15 protein-coding genes and 1 tRNA gene are annotated in these 15,839 nt (G+C 59.1%); 13 read left to right on the top strand and 3 right to left on the bottom strand.

Annotation, left to right across the window (positions count from 1 at the left end; genetic code table 11):
• The first annotated feature begins 78 nt into the window (after positions 1 to 78).
• The 4 genes from B3B04_RS04045 (at position 79) to egtB (ending at position 4,754) form a co-directional block, all read left to right on the top strand.
• Positions 79 to 765 carry a TorF family putative porin gene (locus B3B04_RS04045; protein ID WP_292040162.1) on the top strand — a complete coding sequence of 229 codons (687 nt, stop codon included), beginning with the start codon at positions 79 to 81 and terminating at the stop codon, positions 763 to 765.
• 122 nt (positions 766 to 887) lie between these two features.
• On the top strand, positions 888 to 1,190 hold the full coding sequence (locus B3B04_RS04040) for an SCP2 sterol-binding domain-containing protein (RefSeq protein ID WP_292040102.1): 303 nt from the start codon (positions 888 to 890) through the stop codon (positions 1,188 to 1,190).
• 105 nt (positions 1,191 to 1,295) lie between these two features.
• A complete protein-coding gene (locus tag B3B04_RS04035) occupies positions 1,296 to 2,501 on the top strand; it encodes an acyl-CoA dehydrogenase family protein (protein WP_292040101.1) in 1,206 nt (401 codons plus the stop codon).
• Positions 2,502 to 2,597: 96 nt separating this feature from the next.
• On the top strand, positions 2,598 to 4,754 hold the full coding sequence (egtB, locus tag B3B04_RS04030) for an ergothioneine biosynthesis protein EgtB (protein WP_292040466.1): 2,157 nt from the start codon (positions 2,598 to 2,600) through the stop codon (positions 4,752 to 4,754).
• 81 nt (positions 4,755 to 4,835) lie between these two features.
• Here egtB and B3B04_RS04025 read toward each other — a convergent pair whose 3' ends face one another.
• The gene (locus tag B3B04_RS04025; protein ID WP_292040100.1) at positions 4,836 to 5,093 is read right to left on the bottom strand and encodes a general stress protein; all 258 of its coding nucleotides are present in this window, start codon (positions 5,091 to 5,093) and stop codon (positions 4,836 to 4,838) included.
• Positions 5,094 to 5,239: 146 nt separating this feature from the next.
• Positions 5,240 to 5,941 (bottom strand): MBL fold metallo-hydrolase, encoded by a 702-nt coding sequence (locus B3B04_RS04020; protein WP_292040099.1) that lies wholly within the window; start codon positions 5,939 to 5,941, stop codon positions 5,240 to 5,242.
• Between the two features lie 172 nt (positions 5,942 to 6,113).
• On the opposite strand from B3B04_RS04020, the gene tig reads away from it, so the two are divergent.
• The 5 genes from tig (at position 6,114) to B3B04_RS03995 (ending at position 10,344) form a co-directional block, all read left to right on the top strand.
• The gene (gene tig, locus B3B04_RS04015; RefSeq protein ID WP_292040098.1) at positions 6,114 to 7,457 is read left to right on the top strand and encodes a trigger factor; all 1,344 of its coding nucleotides are present in this window, start codon (positions 6,114 to 6,116) and stop codon (positions 7,455 to 7,457) included.
• Positions 7,458 to 7,683: 226 nt separating this feature from the next.
• Entirely contained in the window at positions 7,684 to 8,631 is a 948-nt protein-coding gene (locus B3B04_RS04010) for a hypothetical protein (protein WP_292040097.1), read from the top strand.
• Between the two features lie 98 nt (positions 8,632 to 8,729).
• Positions 8,730 to 9,371, top strand: coding sequence for an ATP-dependent Clp protease proteolytic subunit (locus B3B04_RS04005; protein WP_292040463.1), 642 nt, complete (start codon positions 8,730 to 8,732; stop codon positions 9,369 to 9,371).
• A 99-nt stretch (positions 9,372 to 9,470) separates the two neighbouring features.
• Complete coding sequence (locus B3B04_RS04000; protein ID WP_292040096.1) at positions 9,471 to 9,998, top strand: cytochrome b; 528 nt, start codon at positions 9,471 to 9,473, stop codon at positions 9,996 to 9,998.
• A gap of 25 nt (positions 9,999 to 10,023) precedes the next feature.
• Complete coding sequence (locus B3B04_RS03995) at positions 10,024 to 10,344, top strand: hypothetical protein (RefSeq protein WP_292040095.1); 321 nt, start codon at positions 10,024 to 10,026, stop codon at positions 10,342 to 10,344.
• 15 nt (positions 10,345 to 10,359) lie between these two features.
• On the opposite strand, the gene B3B04_RS03990 is transcribed toward B3B04_RS03995, so the two are convergent.
• Positions 10,360 to 10,980: an HAD-IB family hydrolase gene (locus tag B3B04_RS03990; RefSeq protein WP_292040094.1), complete on the bottom strand. Its 621-nt coding sequence runs from the start codon at positions 10,978 to 10,980 to the stop codon at positions 10,360 to 10,362.
• A 249-nt stretch (positions 10,981 to 11,229) separates the two neighbouring features.
• On the opposite strand from B3B04_RS03990, the gene clpX reads away from it, so the two are divergent.
• The 4 genes from clpX (at position 11,230) to B3B04_RS03970 (ending at position 15,671) form a co-directional block, all read left to right on the top strand.
• Positions 11,230 to 12,498, top strand: a complete 1,269-nt coding sequence (gene clpX, locus B3B04_RS03985; RefSeq protein WP_292040090.1) for an ATP-dependent Clp protease ATP-binding subunit ClpX — start codon at positions 11,230 to 11,232, stop codon at positions 12,496 to 12,498.
• 257 nt (positions 12,499 to 12,755) lie between these two features.
• Entirely contained in the window at positions 12,756 to 15,155 is a 2,400-nt protein-coding gene (lon, locus tag B3B04_RS03980; protein WP_292040089.1) for an endopeptidase La, read from the top strand.
• 113 nt (positions 15,156 to 15,268) lie between these two features.
• The gene (locus tag B3B04_RS03975) at positions 15,269 to 15,544 is read left to right on the top strand and encodes an HU family DNA-binding protein (protein ID WP_292040086.1); all 276 of its coding nucleotides are present in this window, start codon (positions 15,269 to 15,271) and stop codon (positions 15,542 to 15,544) included.
• Between the two features lie 50 nt (positions 15,545 to 15,594).
• Positions 15,595 to 15,671, top strand: a tRNA-Val gene (locus tag B3B04_RS03970).
• Positions 15,672 to 15,839 lie beyond the last annotated feature (168 nt).

Below are 15,839 nucleotides of genomic sequence, written 5' to 3'. Positions count from 1 at the left end.
CTTTTCCAAGTCATCCGAGGACTATCCGGTCTTCGGCAGAGTTCGCGTGCGTCCAAATCTAACGATGTGGGATACGTCATGAGACCAGCGTTTATTGCCGCCACTGTCGCGGCCACCTTCGCCCTTTCCTTGCCGCTGACAGCGCAAGCACAGGAGACCCAACCGGAGTTCTCCTTCAACGCAGCGATCACCAACGACTATGTGTGGCGCGGCGCAAGCCAATCCAACGAAGATCCAGCCCTGCAAGGTGGCATCGACGTCACCTACGGCAGCTTTTACGCGGGCACTTGGGCCTCCAGCGTCGACTTCGGTGATGGCACCGATGCCGAATGGGATTTCTATGCGGGCTTTAACGCCACGACCGGAGCTATCGATTGGGACCTGGGGGTCACCTACTACACCTATGTAGGTGAGCCTGATGAGGCCGATTACCACTTCGTAGAGTTCAAGGTGGCGGCATCACACACCTTTGACCAGTTCACCCTCGGGGCTGCTGTCCACTTCTCGCCCGACTTTTACGGGGTGGATGAAGAAGCCACCTATCTGGAAGGCACCGCCGAATACGCCATCAATGACCGGTGGAGTTTATCGGGTGGGGTAGGCCGCCAGTTTCTGGATGTCACGGGCGACTATACCGCGTGGAATCTGGGCGTTGGCGTCAATCTGACCGACAAGGTTGCGCTGGATGTCCGCTACTGGGATGCGTCGGTAGACGGCCCCCTAACCGATGCGCGGGTGGCAGCCACCTTGGGGGTCGCTTTCTGATCATCAACTTTCATTGATGGTAATAGCTGTGGAACAACGCCGCACCTTACGCTAGGTGATCTTGGCACAGGGATCATCAGGGGCTAACGCTAGGGTTCCTAACGTCTAAGGGATGACGCTCTATGGCTGATGTGGCCGCAATCACCGCTAAAATCCAAGAAGCTATCGCCGCTAACGGCAGCTTCGGCAAGACCATCAAGCTCGACCTGGGCGAAGCTGGCAAAATCTTCATCGACGGCATCAACAACACCGTCACCAACGACGATAACGCCGCCGATGCGACCGTCTCGCTGAAGCTGGAAGACTTCATCGCCCTGGCCGAAGGCCGTCTGGACCCGATGATGGCCTTCATGCAAGGCAAGCTGAAAGTCGCTGGCGACATGATGCTGGCTCAAAAGCTGGCTCCGCTGCTCAAGGGTCGTTGATCCTTGGCCGCTTAGGCCAAAAAGTTCGAAGGCGCGGTTCCTCACGGGATCGCGCCTTTTCTTTTTCAAGCTGACGTCAGATCAGCTGAACGGAGGGATGCAGGAATGGATTTCAAACACTCGGACCGCGCGCTGGAATGGCAGGACAAGCTTTCGCGCTTTATGCAGGCGCATGTGATCCCCCGCGAAGCCGAGCATTTTGCGGCGGTCCACGCCAATCCCAAGGTGCAGTCGCCGGTGATGGAGGCCTTGAAAGCCGAGGCCCGTAAGGCCGAGCTTTGGAACATGTTTCTGCCGGGAGACCACGGGGCGGGTCTGAACAATCTGGAATATGCGCCACTGGCCGAAATGATGGGCCGCCATCTGTGGTCGGCCGAAGTGTTTAACTGTAATGCGCCCGACACCGGCAATATGGAGGTGCTCCACCTCTACGGAAACGCGCAGCAGCAGGAGCGCTGGCTTAAGCCGTTGATGGCGGGTGAAATCCGCTCGGCCTTCCTGATGACCGAACCGGCGGTGGCGTCATCTGACGCGACAAATATCGAGACCCGCATCGAGCGCGATGGCGACCATTACGTCATTAATGGCCGCAAATGGTGGTCCACCAATATGGCGCATCCGAATCTGGCCGTGACCATCGTCATGGGCAAGACGGACTTTGACGCGCCCGTACACCAGCAGCAGAGCCAGATCATCGTGCCCGCTGACACGCCCGGCTTCCGTGTCGAGCGCATGCTATCGGTGTTTGGCTATGACGAGCTACCCATAGGCCACGCCGAGGTGGTGCTGGAGAATGTGCGGGTGCCGGTCGAGAACTTGATCGCCGGTGAGGGCAGGGGTTTCGAGATCGCCCAGGGGCGCCTTGGACCGGGCCGAATCCATCACTGCATGCGTGTGATCGGGGCGGCGGAACGGGCGCTGGAGCTGATGGTGGATCGCCTGCTTTCGCGCACGGCCTTCCGCAAGACATTGGCCGAGCATTCGGTTTGGGAACAGCGCGTGGCCGAGGCGCGCACCAATATTGAAATGTGCCGCCTGCTGGTTCTGAAGGCCGCGTGGATGATGGACGAGGTCGGGGCCAAGGGTGCCAAGTCCGAGATCGCCCAGATCAAGGTGGCGGCCCCCCGCATGGCGCTGCAAGTCATCGACGATGCCATTCAAGCCTTTGGTGGAGCGGGCGTTTCGTCCGATACGCCGCTGGCCGAACTCTACGCCACTGTGCGCACCCTGCGTATCGCCGACGGGCCGGATGAAGTGCACAATCGCACCATTGCGCGGCTGGAGTACGCTGCGCGCGGCGGACGTCGCTAAGACTAATCGCTGATCCTGAGAGGGGAACCAGCCCCTCTCAGGATACGTTTCTTGACCATACGCGCGACCACAAGCGCGGCATGGGACCGGGACGTCATGCGCAATGCGACACAGCCCTTTGCGGGGGCTGATCATCAGGACAGCCTTATCGCGCGTTACCGGGCTGAACGACAGCGTATGCTGGACCTCGTCGAGGGTTTGAGCGCTGAAGACCTTGCGGCCCAGTCCATGGAGGATGCCAGCCCCGGAAAATGGCATCTGGCCCATACCAGCTGGTTTTTCGAGGCGATGATCCTTTCGCGCGAAGACGGGTACCAGCCGTTTGATCCGCGCTTTCAACGCCTGTTCAACTCCTATTACGAAGCGCTGGGGGAGCGCGTGGACCGGTATCAGCGCGGACTGATGACGCGCCCCGATCTGGATGATGTGCTGGCCTATCGCCGCACAATTGATCAGCGAATGACAGACCGCTTGATGCATCCCCTGAGTGAAGAAGAAACCTATCTTCTGGAACTGGGTCTGAACCATGAGCAACAGCACCAAGAGCTGTTGGTTCAGGACCTGACACATCTCTTCTCGCTGAACCCTCTGGCTCCGGCTGCGTGGTCACATGAGCCGCGCACTGCCCCCCTACAGCCCCCCAAAGGCGGGCGCGTAGGCTTTGAAGGAGGTCTCGTCGCCATCGGCAGTGATCCGATGGACGGATTTGCCTTCGATAATGAAATGCCACGTCACCGCCAATGGCTGAATGGCTATCGTTTAGCCCGCGATCTGGTGACGCAAGGCGACTGGCTGCGTTTTATGGCCGATGATGGCTATGCCCGCGCCGAGCTCTGGCTCGCTGACGGCTGGGCCAAGGTTCAGGCCGAGGGCTGGACGGCACCGGCCTATTGGCACCAGACCAAGGATGGCCGATGGGAGGTCTTTGGCCCGACCGGCGTTCAGGACGTCGATCCGTCCAGACCCGTGCGCTACATCAGCTTTTATGAGGCAGATGCCTATGCCCGGTGGGCCGGTGCCCGCCTGCCGACCGAGGCTGAATGGGAGCATGCTGCGACATCACGGCTCGACGCCTTTTCCAACCTCGACACCGAGGTCTGGCAGTGGACCGCCAGTGCCTATGCCCCCTATCCGGGGTTCAGGCCGACGGAAGGCACAGCGTCCGAGTACAACGGAAAATTTATGGCCAACCAGATGGTGCTGCGCGGCGGCAGTTTCGCTACGCCGCGCGATCATGTGCGCCGCGGGTATCGAAACTTCTACTACCCGCATCAGCGCTGGGCCCCCACGGGGCTGCGTCTGGCCTACGATATGACCCAAGACGACAATGAGACGAACCGCGCCTTCAAGGCAGATCTGATTGCTGGACTGTCGGCATCACCCAAGGCCGTGCCGCCCAAATGGTTCTATGACGAGGCAGGATCGCGCCTGTTTGAGGACATCACCCGACTGGAAGCCTATTACCCCACGCGGCAGGAAGCGGCGCTACTTCGCGAGATCATGCCGAAATGGGTTGAGGCATTTGGCCCTGATGCGGTGCTGGTCGAATTTGGCTCTGGTGCCAGTGAGAAGACCCGTATCGTACTGGATGAGGCGGCCAAGAGTTTGGCGACCTATGTGCCGCTGGATATCAGCGAAACGGCTTTGTACGAGGCAGCTGATGCTATCCGGGCCGATTATCCCGATTTGAAGGTCGTGCCGGTCGTAGCTGATTTCGAAAACCTGCCGGAACTGCCGGAAGGTTTGGGGCAGGGGCGTCGCATCGGCTTCTTCCCCGGTTCGACCATCGGCAATCTCGACCGCGTGCAAGCCGAAGCCTTGATGAGCCGCGCCCGTCAGATGTTGGGACCGGACAGCTATTTCATCCTGGGTACCGATCTGATCAAGGATGAACAGACGCTGGTTCGGGCCTATGATGACCCTGAAGGCGTGACCGCCCGCTTCAACAAGAACCTGTTGGTGCGCGCCAATCGTGATCTGGGGGCAAACTTCGACGTCGACGCATTTTCACATCATGCCGTCTGGAATGCCGGTGAAGCACGAGTGGAGATGCATCTTGTCGCCACGCGACCGATGCAGGTCATGATTGACAGTGTGGTGTTTCGATTTGCCGCCGGCGAAACCATACACACCGAAAGCTCGCGCAAGTTCGACAAGGAACGCGTGCAGGCCTTGGCTGCCTCGTCCGGCTGGACGGTTAAAGCTTTCGCCGCAGGTCCGGCGCCCTCTGTCGCCGTGAGTTTGCTGGCCTAGAGTCTCGCTGGCACCCGGACACCAAAAAGGGCGGTGCCAGATCGACACCGCCCTTTTCAGCGTTTGAAAACGATAGGGAGTTTAGGACACCTTGCCCGATGCTTGGGCATTGGCCGATGCATCGGCAGCCGGAGCGTTTTTGTTGCGCGCGCCATGCGAGGACTCACCACCCTTACGGCCCGCTTGAGCTGCCAGGTTGCGGTCCTGCGAGAAGCTACGCTTTTCAGACGGCACACTCGCGCCACCCTTGCGTGCGATCTCGCGCTGACGCTCCGGATCCATGGAAGCAAAACCCCGCTTGGAAATACCAGACGCGCGGGACGGCGAAGTATCAGCCATGTCGCAAACTCCATTCAAAAGACTGTGGCACTACACAGCTTAGAAGTTGGAACGGCCGCTAAGGTTCCGCAGTTTTCCCAAAGTTGTACAACTTTTACGATTGCTTATCGTACTTACGTTCGGATTAATAATCGCAACGCCGAATTCTATGCGGGGCCTGAAGCCGGTCGAGCCAGCGGCGTGCCCCTCAAAGCCGTATCTGAGACGAAGGGATTGCTGCGACGCTCGTGGCCAAATGTAGAGTGCGGACCGTGACCGGGTACAAAGGTTACGTCGTCGCCCAGCGGCCAAAGCTTGGTTACAATTGCGTTCAGCAACGCTTGGTGATCGCTTTGCGGAAAATCGGTCCGGCCGATCGATCCTTGGAAAAGGACATCTCCTACCTGAGCGAATCGCGCAGCACGGTTGAAAAAGATCACATGTCCCGGCGTGTGGCCGGGGCAGTGGTAAACCTCCCACAAGGTTTCGCCCAAGGTGACGGTGTCGCCATCTTCCAGCCAACGGGTGGGGGTGAAACTGCGCGCATCGGGCAGGCCCCACTTCAGGCCTTGTTCGGGAATCATGTCGATCCAGAACTTGTCCGCCTGTTGCGGGCCAATAATGTCCACGCCTGACAAATCCTGCATGTCCTGCGCGCCACCGGCGTGATCCAGATGGCCATGGGTGATCCAGATGGCGTCGAGCGTGAGACCACGCCGGTTGATTTCAGCCAAAATAGCGTCGGCAGAGGCACCGGGGTCAATCACGGCGGCCTTCAGGGTCTTGGTGCACCACACCACAGTGCAGTTCTGCTGGAGAGGGGTGACGGGGCTGACGAAGACGCCAATCGGGGCAGGTGATGTGCTCATGACCCATCCAAATAGCGAGGCTTTCTTGCCAAAGAAACCCGTGCGCGTTGACGTAGGCGGCTCATATCGACATAAGGGCGGGCTTCGAGGTGCCGCTCCGATGGGCGGTCCTTTTGCTTTATTCCACTCGCGCGCCTTTTGGGCGTCGCCCCAGAGCGTCAGATATCCGACCATGCAAGTCGTCGAAAAGTCGAACGAAGGCCTCAGCCGCGTGATCGCGGTGACCGTTCCTGTTGCCGAGCTGAACGAAAAGCTCGAAGCCCGTATCAAGGAAGTCGCCCCGCAGATGAAGCTGAAAGGCTTCCGTCCGGGCAAGGTGCCGGCCTCCTACGTGAAGAAGACCTTCGGTCGTGACTTCATGGGCGAAATCATCAACGCCTCGCTGAACGAAACTAGCCAAGGCGCTCTGGACGAGCTGAAGGTTCGTCCGGCTGCTCCGGCCGAGATGAAGCTGGTCTCGGACATGGACAAGGTGGTCGCTGGTGAAGAAGACCTGACCTACGAAATGTCGCTGGAGATCATGCCGGAATTCACTCCGGTTGATCCGAAGACCCTGAAGCTGTCGCGCCCGACCTATGAAGCTTCGGACGAAGACCTGGAAGAGGCCCTGAAGGAACTGGCTTCGCAAGCCAAGTCCTACGAGGACAAGAAGGGCAAGACCGTCAAGGCTGCTGACGGCGACCAACTGACCATCGACTTCGTCGGCAAGATCGACGGTGAAGCCTTCGACGGTGGCTCGGCCACCGACGCTGATCTGGTCATCGGTTCGAACCGCTTCATCCCGGGCTTCGAAGAGCAACTGAAGGGTGCCAAGGTCGGCGAAGAGAAGACCATCGAAGTCACCTTCCCGGAAGACTACCAAGCCGCTCACCTGGCTGGTAAGGCCGCAACCTTCGACGTGACCGTCAAGGCCATCAAGGCTGAAGTCGAAACCGCTATGGACGACGAGTTCGCCAAGCGCATCGGTCTGGAATCGATCGACAAGCTGAAAGAGCTGCTGAAGGCCAACCTGAACCAGCAGTACGCTGGCGCAGCCCGCTTCAAGCTGAAGCGCGCCCTGCTGGACGTGCTGGACGAAGGCCACGACTTCGCTCTGCCGCCGAAGATGGTGGAAGCCGAGTTCGACGGCATCTGGGCTCAGGTTTCGGCTGACAAGGACGCTGGCCGTCTGCCGGAAGACGATGCCAAGAAGTCGGAAGACGAGCTGAAGGCCGAGTACAAGAAGATCGCAGAGCGCCGCGTGCGTCTGGGTCTGGTGCTGGCTGAAATTGGCCGCGCCAACAACGTGACCGTCTCGGACCAAGAGCTGTCGAACGCCATCATGGCCGAAGCCCGCAACTATCCGGGCCAGGAGCGTATGGTTCTGGACTTCTATCGTCAGAACCCGAACGCCGCCGCTCAACTGCGAGCTCCGATCTACGAAGAGAAGGTCGTGGACCTGATCGTCTCGGTCGCAGACGTGACCGACGCTCCGATCACCAAGGAAGAGCTGCTGAAGGACGAAGACGAAGCCTAATCGGTTTTTCTCTTTTTCGAAAATCGAAGGGCGGGGCTTAAGCTCCGCCCTTTTATTTTTACCGTTTTGACGGAGACGGGGGTTACAATCGCATGGTTTAGGTAGGAGCTGCACCAGAGCGAAACCTAAAATGCGTCGAGCTGGTATAGCACTCGGCCCGATGGCGGGAGCCCATTCTTCGCCACCGAAAGTGTTTGCTTGTTTGTAACTATGTTCGATCAGCGAGGTGTTGCTAAAAGCCGTCCTGGATCGAGGAGAAGCTTTTATGCTTTTGGCGTTCGCAACGGCAGCTCTGATAATGTTCTCGGGTGATGCGCAGCAGGAGCCGACGCGTCTGGAAGATGTCACGGTCACCGCAGAGGCAGGCCGGCATGCCGCGCGCGTACGAGTCGAAAGCTTCGTTCAGCAGGCCACCCGTTCACCACGCGGTCGCCCCTTAGCGCGCTGGGACGCTCCGGTCTGCATTTCCGCAGTGAACTTCCAGCGCCAGTTCAGTCAGGCCCTAATTGATCGAGTGGCCCGTCGAATGTTGGAAGCTGGTCTCGACATAGAGGAGACCGGCTGCAAGCCCGACCTAATGATCATAGGCAGTGATGATGGACAGGGACTAGCTCGCCGGATGGTCGCCGACTTCGCACAGGGGTTTCGTCCTTCGCGGGCAAATACCGACCTTGGAAGCGCCGCATTGAGAGCGTTTCAAGAATCAGATGCTCCTATTCGTTGGTGGCACGTGAGCATTCCTGTCGTTAGCGACACGGGAGAAGAGGCCATTCGACTGGACGGCGAGGATGCACCGCAAGTTCGTGTGCGGGACGCCTCGCGCCTGCGTTCTAATATACGTGATAAGATGCACCGCGTTGTTATCATCATTGAACCCGGGCGTTTAACGGGTGTTCGTGGCACGGCGCTGGCCGATTATGTGGCGTTTATCTCGATGGCGCAGGTGGACCCTGTCACACGCATGGAAGGGTTTCCGACGATCCTGAACCTGTTGGATGATCCTGCGGGCTACGATTCTATGACTGAATGGGATCAGGATTTCCTCGCAGGCCTCTATGATGTCGTCCAGCCACGGGTCACTTCAGAGCAGCAGCGAGGAGATATTGCCGCAGCGGTCTTGCGCCGTCGCGACGCCGTGGCCAAATCTGATGCCCAACCGGTGCCGCAGGATTAAACTGTCTGCGCCCTTGCATACTCCCGTTGGTGGGATGCTAATCTGACCGGCGAAGCAGGGTGGCTATGAGTCGCCCCGAGATTCTCGAAAAGGCCCACATGCGCGATCCGATCGACTACATCTCCAATAATCTCGTTCCTATGGTGGTGGAGCAATCCAGCCGTGGCGAGCGGGCGTTTGACATCTTTTCGCGCCTGTTGCGTGAGCGGATCATCTTCCTGACCGGCCCGTTCGAAGACGGGATGGCCTCGCTGATCTGCGCCCAGCTGCTGTATCTGGAATCGGAAAATCCGAAGAAAGAGATCAGCATGTACATCAACAGCCCGGGTGGTCAGGTGACCTCGGCGCTGGCGATCTATGATACCATGCAGTACATCCGCTCGCCGGTATCGACCGTGGTGATGGGCATGGCTGCCTCGGCTGGTTCGCTGATCCTGACGGCGGGTGAAGCCGGTCAGCGCATTGCTCTGCCGAACGCGCGTGTGATGGTCCACCAGCCTTCGGGTGGTTTCCGTGGCACGGCTTCAGATATCGAACGTCACGCCGAAGACATCATCCAGACCAAACGTCGTTTGAACGAAATCTATGTGCACCACACCGGTCGCACCTATGAGGAAGTGGAGCGCACGCTGGACCGCGACCACTTCATGACTGCCGAAGAAGCCAAGGCCTGGGGCATCGTGGACCACGTCTACGACCGTCGCACCCAAGCCGATGCCGATGGCGTAAAGGCTCCCTAAGCACGGACACTATTTCCGACAGTAGACGGGGCGGTTCGATTATCGAGCCGCCCCGAATCGTGTTTGGACATCATCCGTCACGGCGAGGGGACCTTTTGCATGTTCGACAGTGGTTTGAAGTACGGTCTGGTTACGCGTGCCCTGCATTGGGCCATTGCGGCTCTGCTGATCTATCAACTGGGCGGCGTAGTCGCAGGTGCCGCGTTGGGCGAGACCCCACTGACCGAAGCTTGGGGATCGCTGCACAAGCCCGTGGGCTTGCTATTGTTCATATTGGGCGTGCTGCGCGCCTTATGGGGGCTGATAAACCTGCGGCGTCGCCCGCCGCTGCATCACGGTCTACTCGGCAAGCTGGCCGTGGCTGGCCATCTGGTGCTGTACGGGTTGCTGCTATTCGTGCCGGGCGTGGCGTTGATCCGGCAATATGGCTCGGGGAGAGCCTTCGAAGCCTTCGGTGTGACGATCATGCAGGGCGGTCATGACCGAATCGAATGGATGACCAAGCTGGGTGGTGACTTCCACGGCGAGTTTGGGTGGGTGCTGCTCGTGGCGATCCTGATGCACATCATCATGGCGCTGGTTCACCAGTTTGTCTGGAAGGACGGAACGCTGAAGCGGATGGCCTGATCGGATTCTGTGCTATCAGGCGGCCATGAACTACACGAACGAAAGCCGTGGCACGATCGAGGTCGACGGCGAAACCTATGTTTGGGAAATCCGTCGCCAACCGCGTCCTGTCGGCAAGAAGGAGTGGGAGGGTATGGCCGTCTGTTTCCGCCATCAGGAATTCAAGCGTGAAGCCGTGGCGCAGTATCCGATGGTTTACCGCCCCAATGGCTCGCCCAATCTGGAAAAACAGCGCGTTGATCTGGATGTGCTGAAAAACACGGTCCGCTCGATCATCGAGGCCGGATGGGATCCGGCCTCGCGTGGCAAGGTGGTCAACTTCGACGTGGACGCCGAGGGGAACTAAGGCTCCGGACAGGGATCAGGGCTTGGCAGTGAAAACCTGAAAGCCCTTTTCCTCGGCGGCGGCGATCATCTGCTCGTCGCCCGATGTATCGCCATAGGCGGCCAAAATACGCACATCGTCTCCATAGACGGCGCGTATGCGATCAACCTTCTCGCCGCACCGGCAATTGGCGCTGGCAAACCGGCCGGTGATGCGGTCGTTGGCGTCAAACTCCAGCCGTGTGCCGATCAGGTTTTCCGCGCCGAGACGCTTGGCAAACGGCGCGATGGTGATTTCCGGTGAGGCCGTCACGATCACGCGGTGTACGCCCTTGGTACCCCAGTCATTCCAGCAGGCGAGGGCGTCGGGACGCATGAATTGCTCGAAAACAGATGTCATGTAGCGCTCGGCATCAGCAGCCAATTGTTCGCGCGACACGCCTTTCAAGAAAACCTCGACCGAGGCAGCCTTTATGGCTCCGCGGTCACGGTCGAACACATATCGCATTGCCGCGGGGATCAGCTTGACCATTCCTAACCCCCAAGCGGCCGGTCCGGCACGCCATTTCAGGAAATCAGTGAAACTGTCCCGAATCGAAAGGGTACCGTCAAAGTCGAAAGCGACGATTTCTTTCGGCAGGCCATTGTCTTGCGCCATAATTTTCTTTCCGGGGGACTGGCGGAAAGCAGATGCAATTCCCATCTGCTGATCAGCCCATCTTCCCCAATATCAATCCGTTACGCCAGCGATCTGTATCGTCTGGGTGTCAAAGAGGGTTGTGGCGGAACCTCTGATGGGTGATTGTTATTTTTTGAAGACCTTGCTGCTTAGATTCTACGATCTAACATCAGGGAAGTCGCCTTTTCCCCCAATCCCGGTGGAAATGGCGGAGAGTGAGATGGGTCTATGACCAAAGCCGCCGGCACCGACGCCAAAAGCACGCTCTACTGCTCTTTCTGCGGAAAGAGCCAGCATGAGGTCCGCAAACTGATTGCGGGCCCGACCGTGTTCATCTGCGATGAATGCGTCGAGCTGTGCATGGACATCATCCGCGAAGAGCAGAAAATCACGCTCAAGACGTCGAAGGATGGCGTTCCGACGCCGAAAGAAATCCGCGACGTCCTGGACGATTATGTGATCGGCCAATCGCACGCCAAGAAGGTGCTGTCGGTGGCGGTTCACAACCACTACAAGCGCCTGGCCCACGCGGCGAAGAACAACGACGTCGAACTGGCCAAGTCGAACATCATGCTGATCGGCCCGACCGGTTCGGGTAAGACGCTGCTGGCCCAGACGCTGGCGCGCATTATCGATGTGCCGTTCACCATGGCTGACGCCACCACCCTGACCGAGGCCGGTTACGTGGGTGAAGACGTCGAAAACATTATTCTGAAGCTGCTTCAGGCCTCCGACTACAACGTCGAGCGCGCCCAGCGCGGCATCGTCTACATCGACGAAATCGACAAGATCAGCCGTAAGTCTGACAACCCCTCGATCACCCGTGACGTTTCGGGCGAGGGCGTTCAACAGGCTCTGCTGAAGATCATGGAAGGCACGGTCGCTTCGGTGCCGCCGCAAGGTGGCCGCAAGCATCCGCAGCAAGAGTTCCTGCAAGTCGATACCGCCAACATACTGTTCATCGTCGGCGGCGCGTTCGCTGGTCTCGAGAAGGTGATTTCGGCTCGTGGCGATGGCGTGTCCATCGGCTTTGGTGCCAAGGTCAAGGAAGTTGACGAGCGTCGTACCGGCGAAATCCTCAAGGGCGTCGAGCCGGACGATCTGATGCGTTTCGGTCTGATCCCGGAATTCATCGGCCGTCTGCCGGTTCTGGCGACGCTGGAAGACCTGGACGAAGAAGCGCTGATCAAGATCCTGACCGAGCCGAAGAACGCTCTGGTCAAGCAGTACAAGCGCTTGTTCGAGATGGAAAACGTGAACCTGACCTTCACGGACGACGCCCTGTCGGCGGTTGCCAAGAAGGCCATCACGCGCAAGACGGGTGCGCGCGGTCTGCGCTCCATTCTCGAAGGTGTTCTTCTGGAGACCATGTTCGACCTGCCCAGCTTCGAGGGCGTGGAAGAAGTGGTGGTCAATGCCGAGGTCATCGAGGGCCGCGCCCAGCCTCTGTTGATCTATTCCGAGACCAAGAAGAAAAAGGCCGATCCCGCCGCCTGATCGGTGTGACGCCAAAAAACGGGGCAGGGCGGTCCAATCGGGCCGCCCTGTTGCGTTTAGGGCCCACATTTACCCTCGAAATCCCGACTCCTGTGAGTGGTTCCAAGGCAAAGCTTGAACCGCGAGGTTTGAGAACCACATAGTTTTATGAAAGCCGCCAGTGGCGGGCCGAGTCGGAACGAAAGGTGCCATTCTGGGTACCTCTCCTACGACCCGAGCGGGCCGGAGATTCACAAAGGCCCCGGAAAGTAAGCACCATGACCGAGAGCAAAATCCTCCCAGTCCTGCCGTTGAGAGACATCGTTGTCTTTCCGCACATGGTCGTGCCGCTGTTTGTCGGCCGCGAAAAGTCCGTGCGCGCCCTTGATGAGATCATGAAGGGCGAGAAGCAGATTCTGCTCGCCACCCAAAAGAACTCGACCGACGACGATCCCGCCGTTGACGCCATCTATCCGACCGGCGTCTTGGCCACTGTGCTGCAACTGCTGAAGCTGCCCGACGGCACCGTAAAGGTGCTGGTGGAAGGCAAGTCGCGCGCGCGTCTGATACAGTTCACGGACCGTCAGGACTATTATGAAGCCGAAGCCGAAGAGATTGCGGACGAAGAGGGCGACGCCGCCCAGTCTGAAGCTCTGGTGCGCGCGGTTGTCGAACAGTTCGAAAACTACGTGAAGCTGAACAAGAAGGTCCCGCCCGAGGCCCTCAGCTCCATTCCGCAAATCACCGATGCTTCCAAGCTGGCTGACAGCGTGGCGGCCCATCTGGCCGTGAAGATTGCAGAAAAGCAGTCGCTGCTGGAGACCGTCAGCATTCCGGCACGTCTGGAGAAGGTCTATGGCCTGATGGAGGGAGAAATCTCCGTCCTGCAGGTCGAGAAGAAGATCCGTTCGCGCGTGAAGCGCCAGATGGAGAAGACCCAGCGCGAGTACTATCTGAATGAGCAGATGAAGGCCATTCAGCGCGAACTGGGCGAAACCGACGACCAGCGCGACGAGCTGATGGAACTGGAGAAGCGCATCGCCAAGGCGCGCTTGTCCAAGGAAGCCCGCGCCAAGGCCGATGCGGAGTTGAAGAAGCTGCGCAACATGAGCCCGATGTCGGCGGAGTCGACCGTGGTCCGCAACTATCTGGATTGGCTGCTGTCGATCCCGTGGAGCAAAGCCAAGGCCAAGCCGATCGATCTGGACAAGGCCGAAGCCATTCTCGAGGCCGATCACTACGGTCTGGAGAAGGTCAAGGAACGCATCATCGAATACCTCGCTGTGCAGGCCCGTACAGGCTCGCACAAGGGCCCGATTCTGTGCCTCGTTGGCCCTCCGGGTGTGGGTAAAACCTCGCTGGCACAATCGATCGCCAAAGCGACGGGGCGTGAATACGTCCGTATGTCGCTGGGTGGCGTACGTGATGAGGCCGAAATCCGTGGTCACCGCCGCACCTATATCGGCTCCATGCCGGGCAAGATCATCCAGTCGATGAAGAAGGCGAAGACAACCAACGCCTTCATCCTGCTGGACGAGATTGACAAGCTGGGTGCCGACTGGCGCGGTGATCCGTCTTCGGCTCTGCTGGAAGTGCTGGATCCGGCCCAGAACTCGACCTTCGGTGACCACTATCTGGAAGTCGATTACGACCTGTCGCCCGTCATGTTCGTCACCACGGCGAACAGCCTGAACATGCCGCAGCCGCTGCTGGACCGCATGGAGATCATCCGTGTCTCGGGTTACACCGAGGACGAGAAGGTCGAGATTGCCAAGCGTCACGTTCTGCCCAAGCAGATGAAAGATCACGGCCTGAAGGGCGGCGAGCTGATCATTCCGGAAGACACGATCCGCGACCTGATCCGCTATTACACTCGCGAAGCGGGTGTCCGTAACCTTGAGCGTGCTCTGGGTGGTCTGGCCCGTAAGGCAGTGCGCGAAATGGCCAAGACCAAGGCCACCTCGATCACCGTCGATACGGCCAAACTGGCCGAGTACGCCGGCGTGCGGAAATTCCGACACGGCGAGACCGAGTCCGAGGATCAGGTTGGCATCGTCACCGGTCTGGCCTGGACCGAGTTCGGCGGCGACATCCTGACCATCGAAGCCCTGAAGATGCCGGGTCGCGGTCGCATGACCGTCACTGGCAACCTCAAGGACGTGATGAAGGAGTCGATCTCGGCGGCCGCATCCTATGTCCGCAGCCGCGCGCTGAGCATTGGCGTGAAGCCGCCGGTCTTTGAAAAGACCGACATTCACGTGCACGTTCCGGATGGTGCGACGCCCAAGGATGGTCCGTCGGCGGGTGTGGCCATGACGGTGGCCATGGTGTCGGTGCTGACGGGTATTCCGATCCGCAAGGACATCGCCATGACGGGTGAAATCACCCTGCGTGGTCGTGTCACGGCGATCGGCGGTCTGAAAGAAAAGCTGCTGGCCGCTCTGCGCGCTGGCGTGAAGACTGTACTGATCCCGCAAGAGAACGAGAAAGACCTCGAGGACGTGCCGGAAAATGTGAAGGCCGCTCTGGAGATCATTCCGATCTCGACCGCCGACGAGGCTCTGAAGTGGTCGCTGACGGGTACGCCGCAACCGGTGGAATGGGATGAGGTCGCCGAGCCGTTGAACCCCGCGCCGGTGACTACGGGCACGGGTCAGGCACCGTCCATCAGCCACTAAGGCCTAGACGTCAAAGCTATAGGAAATGCGGCCTGAGTGATCGGGCCGCATTTTTTATTTCCCCAACAGCGCTATACGAATGGCCGGTGCATAGATTTGTTTGGGGGATAGTCGTGAGTAAGTCGGAAATCATCGGTCGTATGGCGCAGGCTTCGGGAATCAGCCGCGATCAGGCCAAGCTGGCTCTGGAGGCGCTGACGGATCACATCGCCATGACCTTGAAAGACGGTCGCGATGTGCGAATCACCGGCTTCGGCAGCTTCCATCTGTCCGAACGCGCCGAAGGAACGGCCCGAAATCCACGTACTGGAGAGACTGTTTTCCGCCCCGCATCGCGCACAGCGCGATTTAGAGCTGGGGAAGGATTAAAAAGCGTCTTGAACGGATAGCAAATCAAGGGCAAAGAGGCGGTCCGCAGCGGCCAAGGCCGAATGCGAACGGGCGGCTAGCTCAGCTGGTCAGAGCATCTCGTTTACACCGAGAGGGTCGGGGGTTCGAATCCCTCGCCGCCCACCATCCTAAATCCCGAAATGCTGATTATTGACTCTGGCGTTGTGTCGGATGGAAGGCTGCCATACACGTCAGCATCCAGGCTCGGTCAGTTTTACGAATGTAGTTCGTGACGCAGCAGCGCAGCGACGAGTGACAGCCAATGAGCTTGTTTTTACCGCTGTGAGTCACGTA

The organism is Brevundimonas sp. UBA5713, from assembly GCF_002419815.1.
Lineage (GTDB): Bacteria > Pseudomonadota > Alphaproteobacteria > Caulobacterales > Caulobacteraceae > Brevundimonas.
Note: the sequence above shows the minus strand (reverse complement) of the source record. Positions and strands in the feature narration are given on the sequence as shown.